Source organism: Collinsella aerofaciens, assembly GCF_039062365.1.
Classification (GTDB): domain Bacteria; phylum Actinomycetota; class Coriobacteriia; order Coriobacteriales; family Coriobacteriaceae; genus Collinsella.
This window is the reverse complement of record NZ_JBCJBI010000004.1, coordinates 1-18,246: the sequence shown is the minus strand read 5'-3', so window position 1 is coordinate 18,246 and position 18,246 is coordinate 1. Positions and strand designations below refer to the sequence as shown.

Annotated in this window: 13 protein-coding genes and 1 tRNA gene; 7 read left to right on the top strand and 7 right to left on the bottom strand. The window is 60.4% G+C overall.

All coding sequences use genetic code 11. The features are described from left to right. Positions 1–107: 107 nt before the first annotated feature. From rplM to ABCN01_RS03085, 6 genes are all read left to right on the top strand, one after another. Positions 108–551 carry a 50S ribosomal protein L13 gene (rplM, locus tag ABCN01_RS03110; RefSeq protein ID WP_022094635.1) on the top strand — a complete coding sequence of 148 codons (444 nt, stop codon included), beginning with the start codon at positions 108–110 and terminating at the stop codon, positions 549–551. A gap of 2 nt (positions 552–553) precedes the next feature. Then, complete coding sequence (gene rpsI, locus ABCN01_RS03105) at positions 554–949, top strand: 30S ribosomal protein S9 (protein ID WP_022094634.1); 396 nt, start codon at positions 554–556, stop codon at positions 947–949. Between the two features lie 123 nt (positions 950–1,072). Next, on the top strand, positions 1,073–2,410 hold the full coding sequence (glmM, locus tag ABCN01_RS03100; RefSeq protein WP_342997023.1) for a phosphoglucosamine mutase: 1,338 nt from the start codon (positions 1,073–1,075) through the stop codon (positions 2,408–2,410). A gap of 71 nt (positions 2,411–2,481) precedes the next feature. Then, the gene (locus ABCN01_RS03095; RefSeq protein WP_022094632.1) at positions 2,482–2,979 is read left to right on the top strand and encodes a PTS sugar transporter subunit IIA; all 498 of its coding nucleotides are present in this window, start codon (positions 2,482–2,484) and stop codon (positions 2,977–2,979) included. Between the two features lie 271 nt (positions 2,980–3,250). Next, entirely contained in the window at positions 3,251–3,979 is a 729-nt protein-coding gene (gene nagB, locus ABCN01_RS03090; protein WP_152067340.1) for a glucosamine-6-phosphate deaminase, read from the top strand. Between the two features lie 448 nt (positions 3,980–4,427). After that, the gene (locus ABCN01_RS03085) at positions 4,428–7,427 is read left to right on the top strand and encodes an AfsR/SARP family transcriptional regulator (protein WP_342997022.1); all 3,000 of its coding nucleotides are present in this window, start codon (positions 4,428–4,430) and stop codon (positions 7,425–7,427) included. 69 nt (positions 7,428–7,496) lie between these two features. Here the strand turns inward: ABCN01_RS03085 and ABCN01_RS03080 are convergent, their stop codons facing one another. From ABCN01_RS03080 to ABCN01_RS03055, 6 genes are all read right to left on the bottom strand, one after another. After that, the gene (locus ABCN01_RS03080; protein WP_117839974.1) at positions 7,497–7,796 is read right to left on the bottom strand and encodes a YhbY family RNA-binding protein; all 300 of its coding nucleotides are present in this window, start codon (positions 7,794–7,796) and stop codon (positions 7,497–7,499) included. 158 nt (positions 7,797–7,954) lie between these two features. Further along, a complete protein-coding gene (locus tag ABCN01_RS03075; RefSeq protein ID WP_343014183.1) occupies positions 7,955–8,842 on the bottom strand; it encodes a methyltransferase domain-containing protein in 888 nt (295 codons plus the stop codon). A gap of 325 nt (positions 8,843–9,167) precedes the next feature. Next, complete coding sequence (locus ABCN01_RS03070) at positions 9,168–10,532, bottom strand: PFL family protein (protein WP_118205271.1); 1,365 nt, start codon at positions 10,530–10,532, stop codon at positions 9,168–9,170. Between the two features lie 108 nt (positions 10,533–10,640). Continuing rightward, positions 10,641–13,199, bottom strand: a complete 2,559-nt coding sequence (locus ABCN01_RS03065) for a homocysteine S-methyltransferase family protein (protein WP_342997054.1) — start codon at positions 13,197–13,199, stop codon at positions 10,641–10,643. Positions 13,200–13,208: 9 nt separating this feature from the next. Beyond that, a complete protein-coding gene (locus ABCN01_RS03060) occupies positions 13,209–13,997 on the bottom strand; it encodes a hypothetical protein (RefSeq protein ID WP_342997055.1) in 789 nt (262 codons plus the stop codon). Beyond that, positions 13,997–14,869 carry a methylenetetrahydrofolate reductase gene (locus ABCN01_RS03055; RefSeq protein ID WP_342997056.1) on the bottom strand — a complete coding sequence of 291 codons (873 nt, stop codon included), beginning with the start codon at positions 14,867–14,869 and terminating at the stop codon, positions 13,997–13,999. Before ABCN01_RS03055 ends, ABCN01_RS03060 begins: the two co-directional genes overlap by 1 nt. Before the next feature lie 426 nt (positions 14,870–15,295). Between ABCN01_RS03055 and ABCN01_RS03050 the strand changes: the two genes are divergently transcribed. Further along, on the top strand, positions 15,296–17,383 hold the full coding sequence (locus ABCN01_RS03050; protein WP_342997057.1) for a glutamine synthetase III family protein: 2,088 nt from the start codon (positions 15,296–15,298) through the stop codon (positions 17,381–17,383). 635 nt (positions 17,384–18,018) lie between these two features. On the opposite strand, the gene ABCN01_RS03045 is transcribed toward ABCN01_RS03050, so the two are convergent. Beyond that, positions 18,019–18,095, bottom strand: a tRNA-Glu gene (locus ABCN01_RS03045). Positions 18,096–18,246: the final 151 nt, after the last annotated feature.

Genomic DNA, 18,246 nt, shown 5'->3' with positions numbered 1-18,246 from the left:
ACCAAAATACCTGTTGACTCGGGCGGCGAGCGGGGTAATATGGACGGGTTACTTGCAGAGCCCCGTGAATCTCTGTAACAACACGTACTGTACATGGAGGAGTCTAAGTGATTTCGAAATCGACTCACTACGCCAAGCAGGGCGAGGTCCAGCGCAACTGGGTTCTCGTCGACGCCGATGGTGCTGTCCTGGGCCGTCTTGCCACCCAGATCGCAATGATCCTGCGCGGTAAGAACAAGCCCCAGTTCACGCCCAACAGCGACTGCGGCGACTTCGTTGTCGTCATCAACGCCGATAAGGTCCAGCTTACCGGTAACAAGGCCGACACGAAGACCTATTATCGCCACAGCGGCTACAACGGCGGCCTCAAGGCTGAGAGCTTCCGCCAGGCTATGGAGAAGCATCCGGAGAAGGTCATCGAGCGCGCCGTTCGCGGCATGCTGCCCAAGACCACCCTCGGCCGTGCCCAGATGACCAAGCTTAAGGTCTACGCTGGTGCCGAGCATCCGCACGCTGCCCAGAACCCCACGAAGATTGAGCTGGAGGCTTAAAGATGGCTGAGAACACCGTTGTCTACCAGGGTACCGGCCGTCGTAAGAACGCCGTCGCCCGCGTCCGTCTCGTCCCCGGCACCGGCAAGGTGACCATCAACAAGCGTGACGCCGAGCAGTATTTCGGCCGTCATCAGCTCGTTGAGAACGCCCTTGCTCCCTTCAAGGTGACCGACACTGCCGGTCAGTTCGACGTTATCGCTCTGTGCGATGGCGGCGGCATCTCCGGTCAGTCCGGCGCTCTGCGCCTGGGCATCGCTCGCGCTCTTCTGAACGCTGGCGACTACCGTGCTGACCTCAAGAAGGCCGGTTTCCTTACGCGCGATGCTCGCGTGGTCGAGCGCAAGAAGTACGGCCTCAAGAAGGCCCGCCGCGCTCCCCAGTTCTCCAAGCGCTAAGGTTTTATCTCCTTTCGAGATACAATGTACAAGCGGGGCCTGCCGATTCCTCGGCGGGTCCCGCTTTTCTTTTTCGACTAGGGTGGGCGGTTGCATATCGCCTGCTAGGGAAGGAGCGATCCTATGCCCCAGAACATCTTCGGTACCGACGGCGTCCGTGGCGTCGCCAACGCCGATCTTTCGTGCGACCTCGCGTTTCGTCTGGGTCGCGCGGCGACCAAGTTTCTTGGTCCGGACATCTGCATCGGCCGTGACACGCGCCTTTCGGGCACCATGCTCGAGAGCGCTCTGACCGCCGGCATTATGGCCGAGGGCGGCCGTCCGCACTGCTGCGGCGTCATCCCCACGCCTGCCGTGGCGCTGCTCACTGTTCAGAACGAGCTCGACGGCGGCATCGTCATCTCCGCTTCGCATAATCCGCCAAAGTTCAACGGCATCAAGTTCTTTAGCCGCAAGGGCATGAAGCTTCCCGACGCGGTCGAGGAAGAGATCAGCGCCTGGGTCATGTCCGAGGAGGCCATGGCTGCCGATACGCTGCCGACCGGCGCCGGCGTGGGCCACATCATCAAGATGAAGGATGCCCGCAAGGCATATGTCGACCACGCCATCGATACACTTGATGGCCTGAGGCTCGACGGCCTGGTCGTTGCCGTCGACTGCGGCCACGGTGCTTCCTGCCAGACTACGCCCGCCGCGCTGCAGCGCCTGGGTGCCACGGTCCATGCCATCAACACCGATTACTGCGGCACGGACATTAACGTTGAGTGCGGCTCTACGCACCTCGAGCCCCTGCGCGAGCTCGTGCTGCGCACCCATGCTGACATCGGTCTGGCCCACGACGGCGACGCCGACCGCGTACTGTTCGTGGACAGCGAGGGCAATGAGATCGATGGTGACTACATCCTGGCTATCTGCGGTTCTGACCTTGCCGCTCGCGGCAAGCTCGCCAACTCCGAGATCGTCTCGACCGTCATGTGCAACCTGGGCTTCTCCATCGCTATGAAGGAGCAGGGCTTCGAGATGGTTCAGACCGCCGTGGGCGACCGCTACGTTCTGGAGCGCATGCTCGCGGACGGCGCCGTCATCGGCGGCGAGCAGTCCGGCCACATCATCTTCCTGGAGCACAACACCACCGGTGACGGCCTGGTGACGGCTCTGCAGCTGCTGGCCGTGCTCAAGCGCACCGGTCGTACCCTCACCGATCTTGCCGGCATCATGAAGAAGTACCCGCAGGTACTCGTCAACGTGCATTCCGACAACAAGGCTGGTCTGGACGATTGCCAGCCCATCTGGGATGCCGTCGCTGCTGCCGAGAAAGAGCTTGACGGCCGCGGCCGCATTCTGGTGCGCCCGAGCGGTACCGAGCCGCTGGTCCGCGTGATGGCTGAGGCCGAGACGCACGAGCTGACTCAGCGCGTTGTCGACGACATCGTCGAGGTTGTCAAGCGCGAACTTCCCTAATGGTCAAAAACGGGTGCCAAGTGGTAAACTGTTAAGGTTATTTTGGTTGATCGGTATGTCCGAGGGGGAGCATGTTCACTAAAGTCCTAAGGTCTTTTGGTATGCGTGGTCGAGTCCTTACGTTGGATGCTCCCATCTCGGGTGACGTCATTCCGCTCTCCGAGGTAAACGATCAGACGTTTGCCACCGGCCTTTTGGGCCAGGGCGTGGCGATTCAGCCCACCGGAACGCGCGTGATCGCGCCGGCTGATGCCAAGGTCGAGGCTATTTTTCCCACGGGACACGCCGTTGCGCTTAACACGGTCGATGGCTTGGACGTGCTCATCCACGTTGGTTTGGACACTGTTCAGCTCGAGGGCAAGCACTTTACCGTACATGCGCAAGTGGGTGACATCGTCCATAAGGGCGATGTGCTCATTGAGTTCGATCGCGAGGCAATTGCTGCCGAGGGCTACGATGTGACGGTTCCCATCTTGGTGTGCAACTCCGTTGAGTTCTCGAGCATCAAGGGCTCCGTTGGCGTGCATGTCGAAGAGATGGACCAGCTCATCGTTGCTCGCGAGCGCTAGCAAGTGCACGTGCCCATTAGTCTACAATTCAAACACGTTTACGGAGGGCGCCCTTGAAAGAGGACGCCCTCCGTGGCAAGATGGAATTTGTCCGAAGCTAAAAGGCTTTGGGTCACCGTGGACGGGCAGGGGCCTCGACGCGGTTAGACACGAGACACATACATTACGCGACCTCGCCCTGGTGGCCGCACACGTTGGTTGCGGCCGACGCGGGCCGCGGGCAAGTGCTTGTAAGGGAGCCTTGCCTTTCTTGTACGAGAAAGGACGCGTAATGAAGATCATTAAAGCTAAAGACTACGAGGATATGAGCCGCAAGGCCGCCAATATCATCTCGGCCCAGGTTATCCTCAAGCCCGACTGTGTGCTGGGCCTTGCCACCGGCTCCACCCCGATCGGTGCCTACAAGCAGCTTGCTGCTTGGTACAAGAAGGGTGACGTCGACTTTGCCGAGGTCAGCACCTACAACCTGGACGAGTATCGCGGCCTTTCGCACGACGATCCCCAGAGCTATCACTACTTCATGCGTGAGAACTTCTTCGATCACATCAACATCGACCTTAACAACACGCATGTGCCCGACGGTTCCAACCCCGACGCCGCCGCTGCCTGCTCTGAGTACGACAAGATCGTCGCCGAGGCCGGTTACCCGGATCTGCAGCTGCTCGGTATTGGCAACAACGGCCACATCGGCTTCAACGAGCCCGATGACCACTTCTCCAAGGGCACGCACTGCGTCGACCTCACCGAGAGCACCATTCAGGCCAACAGCCGCCTGTTCGACAGCATCGACGATGTTCCCCGTCAGGCCTACACCATGGGTACCCAGACCATCATGTATGCCCGCATGATCCTGGTTGTCGCCAACGGCGAGGCCAAGGCTCAGGCCGTGCATGACATGTGCTATGGTCCGGTTACGCCCGAGTGCCCGGCTTCGATCCTGCAGCTGCACACCAACTGCGTTGTCGTTGCCGACGAGGCCGCCCTTTCGCTCTGCGAGTAGCGCGAATCCTGCAGCTCGACATAGCCTTGCCTAAGGCCTCCGCTTTGCGGGGGCCTTTTTGCTATCCCTTTTCGCCCACTTGACCAAAATCTTGCCGCAAGCTTGACGAATGCCGGATGCCCAACAGCTTGATTCATTCTATATCAGATTCTATGCAAAAATGCCACAAGAAGGTCGTAGACGGTAGCGGGTGCTAGGCGAGTTGAATGACATAGCTGAACCTTGTTCATCTGCGTTACACTGCCGCTTAGATGGGACAAGCTGACAAGCTCATTTACCTGCTTAAAGACCGATTAGTCGGGGGATTAATAACAATCGGCCCTCGCTGTACAAAAACTTGCCGCTTGCGTACCAAAAGACAACCTAAAACACAAGGTCGCTCTATTCATAGCGCGGCTTGTATGGTCTTGCGGCTACAGTGTCCATACGGTCGAGTTGAGGAGCGGGCATGGTAAACGATTTGAGCGGTATAGACGACCTCGAGCTGATGCCGTTAGGCGGAGGCTATATGGTGCGACGCGAACGCTTGATGAATGAGCTTATCGCCAAGGGCCGAAAGGCCGGCATCGTGGTTCTTTATGCGCCCGATGGGTTTGGGAAGACCTCGGTGCTGCTGCAGTACACCCATGAGGTTAAATGCGACCCGACGCGAGGCCCCGTGCGGATTATCGAGGCCGATCGCGCCATTGGGCGCGAGGTGTTTATGCAGCTCGAGGTGGTTACCGAAGAACTTAAAGACAAACCGCACTCTCTTATCGCGATTGATAATGTGCCAAACCTCGATCAGCACGATACCGAAGACCTCATCGACAGGATTCGCGGCCTGCGCGCTATGGGGATAGGGGTCTTTATCTCCTGCCGTCCTTCAAATCGTCAGCTGATTCATGGGCTGGGCGATTCGGTTAAGATCAATGCGCAGATGCTCAAGGTGCATGCCTATGAGTATTCGGCGTGGGCATCGGCGTTTTCGATCAGCACATCGCTCGACTTTTATCAGCTCACGCAGGGCGTGCCCGAGCTCGTTTCGGCATTGCAGACGGGTCTGTATGGCCAAGGCGACGTAGCCGGTCTGCTCGAAAACGAGATTGTCAACGTATATGGCGCGGCACTTGCCGATCTGGCTTCGCTCGACAATAATGCGCTGTTTTGCGTGGCATGCCTCATGGTTTTAATGGGCGAGGGCAATATTGCGGAACTCGAGGCTTGCGGGGTGAGGCTGTCGATAGTCGACCAGTCCTACTTTGTACGCGACTACCCGATCTTTGGCTTGGATCCCGCCGAGCGGAGTTTTACGTGTCTGGGCACGGAGGATAACGGACGCTTGCGTTTGCGTAAGTTGGTGGCCGAGGTTCGCCCCGAACTTGTTCCGAGGGCGGTCCGGATTTTGCTTAAGGCGGGCCGATGCGATGCGGCGATGGGCCTGGCGGACGCCTTTTTGGACCGTGATGCGGTTCTTGAACTTGCTGGGCAGTATGGGGTCGATCTTGCTCTGACGGGGCACGGGGCCGATATCTGCCGAGCAGCGCTGGGCACGATTGATGCCGACGATCCGGCTCCAGAGCCAACGCCTGCCGAGGCGCTCGGCGTATATCTGGCAGCGGTCAGCGTGTCCAATACAAAGCTCGCTCGCTATATGGCATCGGTCATCGAGCGCGGGGGCGAACGGGCGGCCTGCGAAATAGACCCTGTTTCATGGAGGGTGGCCCAGACACTGACGGCTGTTTGCTATGGGGACAACGGGCTTGGGCTTCCTACGAATCTGGCCGTGCCAGAAATCGAGACATCCCATACCGCACTCGATATGTTGTCTGCGCATATCGAGGTCAAGCGCTGTCTGACCGAACGGGGAGATGACGGCGACGTTCTACAGCAGCTCAAAACGAGCAAGGCCTACGACTGCGAGCTCGACATCGCGGGGATTGTTATACGGGCCGACAGGATGCTGGTGGAGCTCTTTGACGGGTCGTTTGCAGGAACCGACGAGCGCGAAGACGAGATGACGGTGGTGCGGGAGGCGCTCGACGTACGTGGACTTAAGGCGATGGCTATCTGGGTGCGCATGGTGTTGGCGGCACGGCGGCTCCTTTCCGGCTTGCCGGTAACCGACGACGCGGCGTTCAACGAGCTCGATCGTTTTGCCGTGCGCATGCGCGACAACCAGATTCAGCTGTTTGGCCTGTTGTTAGAAGGCTGGCAGTCGCTGGCAGAGGGACGGCCGGTTAATGCAAAGTTCCGTGCGGTCCAAGTGCTCAAACTTGCCGAGGAGTCGATTGCGTACATGCGCGATAACGCATTGCTGCTGGAGCGCGCGGCATATCTGCGAAATACATCGATGGTTTCGGTGCGCGAGGAAGCGGAGTTGCTCGATATAAGCCAGACACAGGTTGGTGGCGCAGAAGCCTGGATGGTGGCGCTGCATTTGGCCTGTGCGGGCCGAGACAGCGACCTTGCGGCCTGGATGTCCATGAATCGTGCGGGGATTCTAGAACCGTCGTATCGGCTCTTTGCGCGCCTTGCCATGCATTGTCTGGGCGAGCCGGCGGCCAGGATACGCAAGAAGCTTCCCGTACGCGAGCTGTCGCGGTACTCGCTGCGCGACGATTTGGAAGGGGAGGGCGAGCGCCTGTTCCAGGCCGGCGAGGTTGAAGCTGTTGATACCATCGACCATATCGAGATTCGCATGTTTGGTGTGTTTCGAGCCGAGCGCGACGGGTTTCCCATCACGGACAAAATGTGGCGCCGCAAGAAGGCGGCGACGCTTGCCGAGCGGCTTGCACTGGGCATGGATGCGCTCGTCGACCGCGAGACGCTGGCCATGGAGCTGTGGCCCCATGCTGAGTTTAATAGCGCCCGCAACAACCTGTACTCGACGATATCGCGCTTACGGTCGGCTTTGGGCCCGACGCCGGATGGCAAGTCGTGCGTGCTTATCCAAAACGAATGCATTGGGCTCAACGGCGACTACGTCAAGACCGATGTACGGCTGTTTGACCAGATAAGCCGTGAGGTTTTGGGAAATCGCACGGGTGCGCGTGGGCCCCATTTAGTTGAGCTGTGCCTTAAGATTGAGCAGCTTTATGCCGGACCGCTGTATGTTCCCAATGGCTGTAATCCCACCTACTTTTTGCGTATGCGACGCATTATGCAGTCAAAGTACATCGATTGCATGATTAAGGGAGCAAATGCCGCTCTAGAAGAAAACGATCTGCAGTCGGCGATTTGGCTGGCGGAGTCGGGTCTTCGGCAGGAAACGGCGCGCGAGGATATGGTGCGCTGCGCCATGCGTGTCTACAGTGCGGCGGGGCGGAGGCGCGATATCGTCGAGCTGTACAGCGGGCATATGCACCATCTGAGGGAGCAGGTCAATGGCGTGCCCGAGCCCGAGACGCGGCGTTTATACGAGCGCTTGGTGGAGGGTCGGCTCAACCGCGTGCTGGTCGAGCGATAAAAAACGGGTGCCCGAAGTACTCGGGCACCCGTAAGCTTGCTATGTGTTGGCTCGCCGGATCATTGGCTCTTAGACGAGCTTGATCTTCTCGATGTCCTTGCGCGAGGACTCGCGATACAGCGAGAACTTGCGGCCGATGACCTGGACGACATCGGCGTGGCAACGCTCGGCGAGCTCCTCGGCGGCTTCGCGGGCGGAAAGGCTGGAGCCATCGAGCACGGAGCACTTAACGAGCTCGTGCTTCTCCAGGTAGGCGACCGTCTGCTCGACGGTGCCCTCGTTGACATCGGACTTGCCGATGATGATGGCGGGGTTGAGGTGATGGGCCATGCTGCGAAGCTGCTTGACCTGGGCTCCTGTCAGTGCCATGGGTTCTCGCTTTCTATGTATGGGGCGCCCCGCGACGGGGCCTTAATCTACGTGAGCTGTCCCACGATAGCGCAGGAACGGCGCGGTGTGGAGCGCGTTTGCCCAGTTCGCAAAGAATGCGGATGCCGAGTGAGTGGGCGGCGCAGGCTGCGAACGGGCTATGAGCTGGGCGCAGAGACCGGCTCCCATGCAATAAACGCCCAACGAACCTTGCGGACATGATCGAGCATATAGCGCCCCTGCGGCACGCCCTTGGAGCCCGGCTCACCGGCATGAGGGTTCTCGATCATGTGTTGAGCGATATAGTCGCGCAGGCGGTCAACCTTATCCTCGTTGCCATGCTCAAGCATGCGGGAAAAGTCCGCCACGCCCGCTTCAAGGCTGTCGAAGGTATCGCGACGAGGCGATTCAAAGTACGTGACCTGCGGCAACGCACCTATCTGAATGAGGATGTTGAAGGCGTACACAAAGCCATTGCTGCAGGTAACCGAGGCACCAATGGCGTTCATCAAGTGCAGATCATAGCGCGGGCTGGAGTTGGCAACCATCGTGACAGCACAACGCCGACGAGCCGTACGATTAAGCTTGGCAAGCGCACCTTTTAGATTGGTCGTCGTAACCGACCGACTGGCAAAGGCAACATCCACCGCTTTCGCGACCGGTCCAACCAAATTCCAGTCATCATCCCAAGCAAGCTCAAGCGGCGTAATGCGATCCCCAAGCCCATAGTACTCAATGCCGGCGTCAAGGGTGCCCAGCATGGCGGGGGAGAAATCAGCCGCAATCACAGGATGCCCAGCCTGAGCAAGCGGAATAGCAATCGACCCAGCCCCACATCCCATATCCAGCACCGATTCACCAGGCTGTAACGCCAACAGCTTCATAAAGTCCCGGGCATACGGAGCAGTCTCCAACGGCCGAAAATGCCGAGCCCGCTTATCCCATTCAAAAGAATCATCAGCCCGCCGCCGACCAGCCTGCAGGCGCATCCATTCGCCATTCCAATCAGCAGAAAGAAGCTCAGAACGAATCTCCCCATCAACCACGGGCCAACCTCCTAGCAACAAAAAAGCGACTCCCCCCAAAAGAAGAGCCGCAACCAGCATATATCAGAAAGAACCGATCCAACGCCAAACCGCCATACCAGCAAAGTAGGGCAGAAGCGAAGCGACTGCCAAAGGGATAGAACCCAACCGAGGTCCCGTTGTGCGGGAGCCCCGCCGCCGGGCGGCAGACATATAAGGTCGATCGCGAGTTCCGCACGAGCCGGAGAGCACTTAATGTGCTCTCCGTGCGAGTCAGGACTGTCCGAGCAGGCGACCTTATATGTCTGCCGCCCGGCGGCGGGGCTCCTCGCCCCGTAACCCCCTGCTAGTTCTTGAGCGAGTTCAGCGGTGCCGGGAAGCGTCCGCCACGGTGGGCAAGCACGGTGCCGGCGTTGGGGTTCACCGGCATGATGGGCGCACGGCCGAACAGGCCGCCGTACTCGACGCAGTCGCCCACGCCCTTGCCGATGGCGGGAATCACGCGGACGGCCGTGGTCTTGTTGTTGATAACGCCGATGGCCATCTCGTCGGCGATAATGCCGGCGATGGTCTCGACCGGGGTGTCGCCGGGGATGGCAATCATGTCCAGGCCGACAGAGCACACACAGGTCATGGCCTCGAGCTTCTCGAGTGAAAGAGCACCGGCCTCGACGGCGGCGATCATGCCGGCGTCCTCGGACACGGGGATAAAGGCGCCGGAGAGACCGCCCACGCTGGAACTGGCCATGACGCCGCCCTTCTTGACGGCATCGTTGAGCATGGCGAGCGCGCAGGTCGTGCCGGGGCCACCGCAGGTGCCCACGCCGATGATCTCGAGGATGCGCGCGACGGAGTCGCCGATGGCAGGCGTGGGAGCCAGTGACAGGTCGACAATGCCCTTCTCGACACCCAGACGATGGGCGGCCTCGCGGCTCATGAGCTCGCCGGCGCGGGTGATCTTAAAGGCGGTCTGCTTGATCTTCTCGGCGACCTCCATCATCGATGCGGAATCGGGCAGCGTCTCCAGGGCTGCGGCCATAACGCCGGGGCCCGAAACGCCAACGTTGATGACGGCGTCGGCCTCGCCACCGCCGTGGACGGCGCCCGCCATAAACGGGGAGTCCTCGACCATGTTGGCAAAGCAGACAAACTTGGAGGCGCCGACGGAATCCTCATCTGCCGTAAGCTTGGCGGCGTCGATGATGGTCTGGGCGGCCATAAGCACGGCGTCCATGTTGATACCGGCGCGCAGGCTAGCGACGTTGACGCTGGAGCAGACGCGGCTGGTGGTAGCGAGCGCCTGGGGGATGGACTGGATGACGCGGCGGTCGGCGTCACCGATGCCCTTCTGGACGAGTGCGGAGAAGCCGCCCAGGTAATCGATACCGAGCGTCTCTGCCGCGCGGTCGAGGGCGTGCGCGATGGGGGTGAGGTCCTCATCCTTGCAGCACGCGGCGATCTGCGCCACCGGGGTGACAGAAACGCGCTTGTTGACGATGGGGATACCGTACTCGCGCTCGAGGTTCTCGGCGGTCTCGACCAGATGCTCAGCCGTGTGCGTCACGTGGTCGTAGATCTTCGTGCACATGCGGTCGAGGTTCTCGTCACCGCAACCCATGAGCGAAACACCCATGGTGATGGTCCTGATGTCGAGGTTCTGCTCCTCAACCATGCCGCGGGTTTCCGCGATTTCTGCGGGCGTGATCGCCATCCTTGCGCTCCTATCTGCCAAAACGAGCATAGTCTTTTCTATTCTAACGTGCCGCACGTGCCAAGTGGCGCGTGCGGCACGTTTTAGTGCTCGGTTGTTTCCGTTGTGTTACTGCCCAAAGACCTCTTCGGCGATACGAGCGCTTTCGGCGGCGTCCTTGGCGTAGTAGTCCGCGCCGATCTGCTTGGCGTATTCGGGGGTGAGTACGGCGCCGCCTACGATGATCTTGACGCCCGGAACCTCGGCATGAAGCAGCTTGATGGTCTCTTCCATGGCCACGACGGTGGTGGTCATAAGCGCCGAGAGGCCGACGAGTTTGATATCGCGCTCCTTGACGGTCTTGAGTACCTCCTGCGGATCGACATCGCGGCCCAGGTCAAAGACGGTGTAGCCGTAGTTGTCGAGCAGCATTTTGACGATGTTCTTGCCAATGTCGTGGATGTCGCCCTTGACGGTGGCCACGCAGATCTTGCCCTTGTCGGCAATCTCGCCGGCGGGCATCAGGCGTTTGATGGTATCGAAGCCCACGCGCGCGGCCTCGGCCGAGGCCATAAGCTGCGGCAAGAAGAACTTGCCCTGGTCAAAGAGGACTCCGACCTCGTCGAGGGCGGGGATAAAGTGATTGTTGATGAGGTCCATGGCGTCGTGGTCTGCCAGCAGACGCTCGGTCTCGGCAGCGATCTCGCCTTTGCGGCCCGAGACGACCATGCGACGAATCGGGTCGTCGTTGCCGTCGGTGCCGGCGGTGCCAGCAGCGGGCACAGCGTCGGTCGATACTGCCTGAGCTGCTGCCGGGTTTGCGGCGATCTTGTACGGATCGGTCCAGCCAGCGTAGCGCTCGATGTATCCGGTCGAGCCCTCGTCCTCAACGCTCAGCACGCGATAGCTGTAGACGGTATCCATAAAGCGCTTGGAGCCCGGGTTCATGATGGGGGCATCGAGACCTGCGCCAAAGGCGGCGGCCAGAAAGACCGAGCCCAGCAGCGGGCGGGCAGGCAGGCCAAAGCTGATGTTCGACACGCCGAGCGCGCATTTGACGCCCAGACGCTCCTTGCACAGGGACATGGCGCGTAGGATCTGCTCGGCCTGGCGTTGATTGGTCGAGGCGGTCATGACCAGGCAGTCGATGAGGATGCGGTCCGGTCCGATGCCGTAGCGGGCGGCCTCGGCCACGATGCGCTCGGCGATGGCGAAGCGAGCCTCGGCGGTATCGGGAATGCCGCCTTCGTCGAGCGTAAGGCCGACAACGTTGGTGCCGTAGTGGGCGACCAGCGGAAAGATCTCATCCATGATCTGCTGCTTGCCATTGACCGAGTTGATGATGGGCTTGCCGGCGTAGCGGCGCACGGCGGCCTCGACGGCTGCGGGGTCGGTGGAGTCGATCTGCAACGGCAGCAGCGTGGAGCCCTGGAGCTGTTCGGTCGCCTGTTGGATGATCTTGACCTCGTCGATCTCGGGCAGGCCCACGTTGACGTCCAGGATGTCGGCGCCCTGTTCCTGCTGGCTGATGCCCTGGCTCACGACGTAGTCCAGGTCGCCGTCGCGCAGGGCCTGCTGCAGGCGCTTTTTGCCGGTGGGGTTGATGCGCTCGCCGATGACGGCGATCTTGTGGCCGTCGCAGGGAAGGTCCACGACCGTTTGGGCGCTCGTGACCGACATGCTGGGCTTGCGGCGGCGCGGGCTGGGCGTGTGGTTGTCGATAAGCGTGCGCAGGGCCGCCATGTGCGCCGGCGTGGTGCCGCAGCAGCCGCCCACGACGCTCACGCCGTCGGCGATCATGCCGGCGACGGCCTCGGCGTATTCGGGGGCCTGGATATCAAAGACGGTGTTGCCGTCGTCGTCCACATGGGGCAGTCCTGCGTTGGCCTGCACCATAACAGGCTTGTCGGTAACGGTGAGCATACGTGCAGCGAGTCCTCGGAGCTCGGCCGGTCCTTGGCTGCAGTTGATGCCCAAAACGTCGGCGCCGATGGCGTCGAGCGTGATGGCGGCCACCTCGGGACTCGTTCCCAGGAAGGTGCGACCGTCTTCCTCAAAGGTCATGGTGGCAAAGACGGGCAGGTCGGAGTTCTCGCGGCAGGCGAGGACCGCCGCCTTGATCTCGGCCAGGTCGGTCATAGTCTCGATAATAAAGAGGTCCACACCCGCGGCGACGCCGGCGCGCACTTCCTCGGCAAAGAGGTCGTAGGCCTCGTCGAAGCTCAGGGTACCCAGGGGGCGAAGCAGCGCGCCGATAGGACCGATATCGCCGGCGACGTAGTGGGCACCGGCCGCGCGGGCACAGGCGACGGCCGCGGCAAAGACGTCTGCCACGGTGGCGGCACCGTCGAGCTTGTGGGCATTGGCGCCAAAGGTGTTGGCGGTAATCACGTCGCAGCCGGCCTCGACATATTGACGTTGGATATCGGTGATAACCTGGGGTTCCTCAAAGTTGAGCAGCTCGGGCAGGGCGCCCGCTTTCATGCCGGCGGCCTGCAACATGGTGCCCATGCCGCCGTCGAACAGCAGGTGCCCCGTGCCCTCGATGGCGGCACGCAGGCGATCGTCCTTAATGCGCAGATCGTCGATCGTGCGCGTCTTGTACGTGGCACCGTTGCGACGTGCGGCATCAACGGGTGCCGCCAATGCAGTGCCGTCAGAATCATGAGTGATAAGCGGAGTAAACATCGAGGGCTCCTAATGGCTGGAATAGCAGGTGGTGTGGGCGGCGCGGAAGCGGCAGTGCTCGCGCATGCGGCAGATATTGCAGGTGGGGCGGCTTTGGGCGTCGTGGACTTCGCCTTCGAACAGGCCGATCACCGCGGTCACGCTCTTGGTGGGCATGAGTAGGCTGGTGGGTGTGACGGTAAGCCCGATGAGCCGCGTGGCGTTGAGCGCAGCCACGATTGAGCGCTGGGCCGAGAGCGGGCAGTCGCCGTAGCCGGGACTAAAGCGCCAGTTGCCGGCGAGCCCTTGAACGGCGGCGTCCGTCTTGACCTGCTGGTCCATTTGCTCAACGGCGGCTTCCACGTAAGCGGAGCACGCGGCGTCGAGCACGGCGCCCTCCAGGGGATGTTGGGCTCCCGTGGTGCGCAGGCGACGCTCGGCGTCCATGCCGAGGGTGCATGCCATGAGTGCGGCAAAGCGGGCGTCCTTAAGATGACGATAGATATCGCGACCGCGCAGCTCAACGTTGGTGCCGACCAGGCGGATGCAAGGCTCGCCCTGTTCGTCGACGCCCGTGGCATCGATGGCAAATACGCGGCGCACGCCACGGGGCTCAATGTCCAGTTCCAGACGTTCAACGACAAGCTCAATACGTCGTGACAGTTCGGGCTCAATCTGCTGGCCGCCGTAACCCAGATACCGCAGCATCTCGGCACGGTCGACACGGGGATGGTGCGCAGCATCGACACGGTAAAGCGCCGGCGACGCAAGGTCGGCCGGCACTTCGATAGCGGTTGTATCGATGTGCGGTTTTTCCATTACCCCAGGCGCTCCATAATGGTCGCGGCGATCGCAGGACGGTTCATAGTGTACAGGTGCAGGCCGTCGGCGCCGTGCTCCTTGAGGTCGCAAAGCTGGCGGGCTGCATAATCTACACCAGCTGCCTGCAGGCTCTCGGGGTCATTCTCGTACTTGGCGAGAATCTTGATGACGGGGGAGGGCAGCGACGCGCCGCACATAAAGACCATGCGGCTGATCTGCGACTTGCCCATAAACGGCATGATGCCCGCGGTAATGGGCACGGTGATGCCGGCCTTGTCGGCAAGATCGCGAAAACGGTAGAAGCACTCGTTATCAAAGAAGAGCTGCGTCACAAAGAAGCTCGCGCCAGCGTCCTGTTTTTGCTTGAGGTGTTCGACCGAGAGGTTGAGATCCTCACAGGCAATGTGGCCCTCGGGGTAGGCTGCGGCGCCCACGCAAAAGCCGGCGTCGACGAGCTCGGGGATGAGGTCGCGGGCGTAGGCGTAGTCGGAGGCGGGCTTGTCATCCTCGGTTGCGCCGGCAGGGAGATCGCCACGCAGGGCCAGGATGTTTTCCACGCCGGCGGTGCGATACTCGTCGATCTTGGCGGCGATATCGGCGTGTGAGCGGCCCACGCAGGTAAGGTGTGCCACCGAGGGCGTGTCGAATTCGCTCGAAATCATATGCGCGATGGGGGCGGTGGTGGCGCCGTTGCCCGAGCCGCCAGCCGAGCAGGTGACCGAGACAAAGCTCGGCGAAAGCTTGCACAGATTGCCTGCCACTTCGCGAGCCGTGTCGAGGGTCAGCTCGCCCTTGGGCGGGAACATCTCAAACGAAATGGGCGCGGTGCCCTGGGATGCTGCCTGCTTAAAAACCTCGTCGACGCGCATATCGTGCTCCTCTAGATGCGTAATAGTGTGATGTGTTGTAAGGATTCTACAGCACCACTGTGCCACGGTGGAGTTTCACTCGCTATTTGAGGATACCAATCAAAGATGCCTTGCTATCGGCTTTCTCTATAACAGAGCGGCTAATCTAGGCACGGACTATAAAGACTGGTATCTGATGCAAAATACCAGTTAATAGAGATCCATCCCAAATTGACTACCCTTAAACCATGGAGAGAGGTCTGCAATTTATGCAGTTGATTGGCTGTTGAGGGTGGCAACGCCGCCTCGATAGGGTAACCTCATTGATTGGTTTCGCGACAGCAACATAACGGTAATGTCGCGGAAACACGGCGAGTCTAAGCTATGACTCGTTCGTTAGTAATCAACACCGCTTCTCACGCGGTGCCGATACGAAGGGAGTTCCGTATGGCCGAACTTACTGACCGCTTCGGGACCATGGTGTTCTCTGAGGAAGTCATGAAGGACTACCTCCCCAAGGACATTTGGAAGCGCCTTGCTGCAACCCTCGAGGGCGGTGAGCCGCTCGACCTAGATGTGGCCAACGCCGTTGCCCATGCCATGAAGGTCTGGGCCATCTCCAAGGGCGCGACGCACTATGCGCACTGGTTCCAGCCGCTTTCGGGCATTACTTCCGAGAAGCACGACAGCTTCCTGGAGCCCAACCACGACGGCACCGCCATTACCAAGTTTACGGGCAAGAACCTCATCCAGGGCGAGCCCGATGCCTCGAGCTTCCCCAACGGCGGCCTGCGTGCTACCTTCGAGGCCCGTGGCTACACCGCTTGGGACCCCACTAGCCCCGCCTTTATCAAGGACGATGTCCTGTGCATCCCCACGGCTTTCTGCTCCTACACGGGCGAGGCCCTGGACAAGAAGACCCCGCTGCTGCGTTCCATGACCGCGCTCTCGCGTGAGTCTAAGCGCGTTTTGGCGCTGTTCGGTAAGACCCCCAAGAAGGTCGTTCCTTCCGTGGGCGACGAGCAGGAGTACTTCCTGATCAAGAAGGACGCCTACCGCAAGCGCAAGGACCTGGTCATTACCGGCCGCACCCTCTTTGGCGCCGCTCCCTGCAAGGGCCAGGAGCTCGAGGAGCATTACTTTGGCGCTATCCGCCCCACCGTCTCGGCCTATATGAAGGACCTGGACGATGAGCTGTGGGCGCTTGGCATTCCCGCCAAGACCAAGCACAACGAGGTTGCTCCCTGCCAGCATGAGCTTGCCCCCGTCTATGGCGAAGTCAACGAGGCCATCGACCAGAATCTGGTCATGATGGAGAAGATGAAGCTGATCGCCTCCCGCCACGACTTGGTCTGCCTGCTGCACGAGAAGCCCTTTGAGGGCATCAATGGTTCGGGCAAGCACAACAACTGGTCGCTTGGCACCGAGTCCGAGAACCTGCTCGATCCGGGCGACACCCCGCTCGACAACCTGCAGTTCATCGTCTTCCTCACCGCGGTGATCGAGGCCGTCGATAACTATCAGGAGCTCCTGCGTGCCTCTGTTGCCTCGGCTGGCAACGACCATCGTCTGGGCGCCAACGAGGCTCCTCCGGCGATTATGTCCATCTTCCTGGGCGACCAGCTTACCGAGGTCGTCGAGAAGATCATCGATGGCAAGGCTTCCGTCCATGCCACGCGCGGCGTGCTCGACCTGGGCGCCGATACCCTGCCCAAGCTGATGCAGGACAACACCGACCGCAACCGCACCTCCCCGTTCGCCTTCACCGGCAACAAGTTCGAGTTCCGTGCCTGCGGCTCCGAGCAGAACGTCTCCGACTCCAACCTGGTGCTCGATGCCGCCGTGGCCAAGTCGCTCAAGTCCTTCGCCGACGCGCTTGAGGGTACGCCCGAGGATGAGTTCCAGGATGCCGCGCTCGAGTACTGCAAGAAGGTGTTGACCGATCACCAGCGCATCCTGTTCTCCGGCGACGGTTACTCCGACGAGTGGCCCATTGAGGCCGAGAAGCGCGGCCTTGCCAACAACAAGACCACGGCCGATGCCCTGCCCGCCTTTGTTTCCGATAAGGCCATTGCGCTCTTTGAGGAGACGGGTGTCCTGACCAAGGCCGAGGCTCAGTGCCGCTACGACTGCAAGCTCGAGAAGTACAACAAGCTCATGAACATCGAGGCTACCACGATGGTTCGCGAGGCGCGTCGTACCTATCGCCCGGTCATTACCGCCTATGCCACCAAGGTCGCTAAGGGCCTTGAGACTATTCGTGCCGCCGGTGCCGAGGCCGCCATGCAGTGCGAGCAGAACACGCTCAACAAGCTCTGCAACGGTATCACCACCATCAACGACTCCATCAAGGCGCTCGACGCCGTGCATCAGAAGGCCGAAGCCCTCGATGGGCAGGAGCAGGCCAACGTGTACGCGCACGAGGTCGTTCCCGCTATGGATGCGCTGCGCGCCGCCGTGGATGCGATGGAGGAGATCGTGGCCGCCGACTACTGGCCGGTCCCGACCTACGACGACATCCTGTTCTACGTGTAGAGCGTAACTGACATATCGTCACGGTATTGAGCCGGGGTCCGCATCATTCGGGCCCCGGTTTTTGTTTGCGAAGGACGCTTTGAAGTCCGTTTTGCAACTGATTCGCCCACGTAATAAGGGGTCGTGGGCAAAAAACGTCAAATATGAGTACTGTCACAAGTCCTGTAGCATTATCTTTTTGCAAAATATGCAGTGTTACGCAACATGTGTCCAAGTACTTAGCCGATAAACGTCTGCAATTTTTCCGCCGTAGGACGCCTGACGGCTAAATCGCCTTCTGAAGGCATGAAATCGCTGTTACTAAAATGGTAACAGTACTCATATTTGCTATTTTTTGCCCACAGGCCTTGCGATGATGCCGGGATCCGCACCCTGCCGGGTTCGAATCCCGGCACATGGGCAGCAAAAAGCCCGCTACCGAATTGGTAACGGGCTTCACATCTCAAATGGTGCCCCCAGCGGGATGTCCGCGGGCGGCTGGCGCCGCCCGCCTTCGCTGCGTCGCTTCGCTCCTTGCGTGCTGCGCTGGAAAACGCTTCGCGTTTCCTCAGCTCCGCACCCTGTCGGGTTCGAATCCCGGCGTTGGGGAAGAAAAAAGCCCGTCACCGAATTGGTAACGGGCTTCAGATTTCAAATGGTGCCCCCAGCGGGATTCGAACCCGCGATATCCACCTTGAAAGGGTGGCGTCCTTGGCCGCTAGACGATGGGGACAGCGGGAAAGAGTATAGCAGACTTTTTTAGCCGTTCACATATCGTTGGCAAACTGAAAAACCACCACAAAGGTGCCTTGATTATCAACTTTATCCGAACACCTCCCACATTCATCCGCACATGTGCGGATGAATGTGGGAACCCGATACCC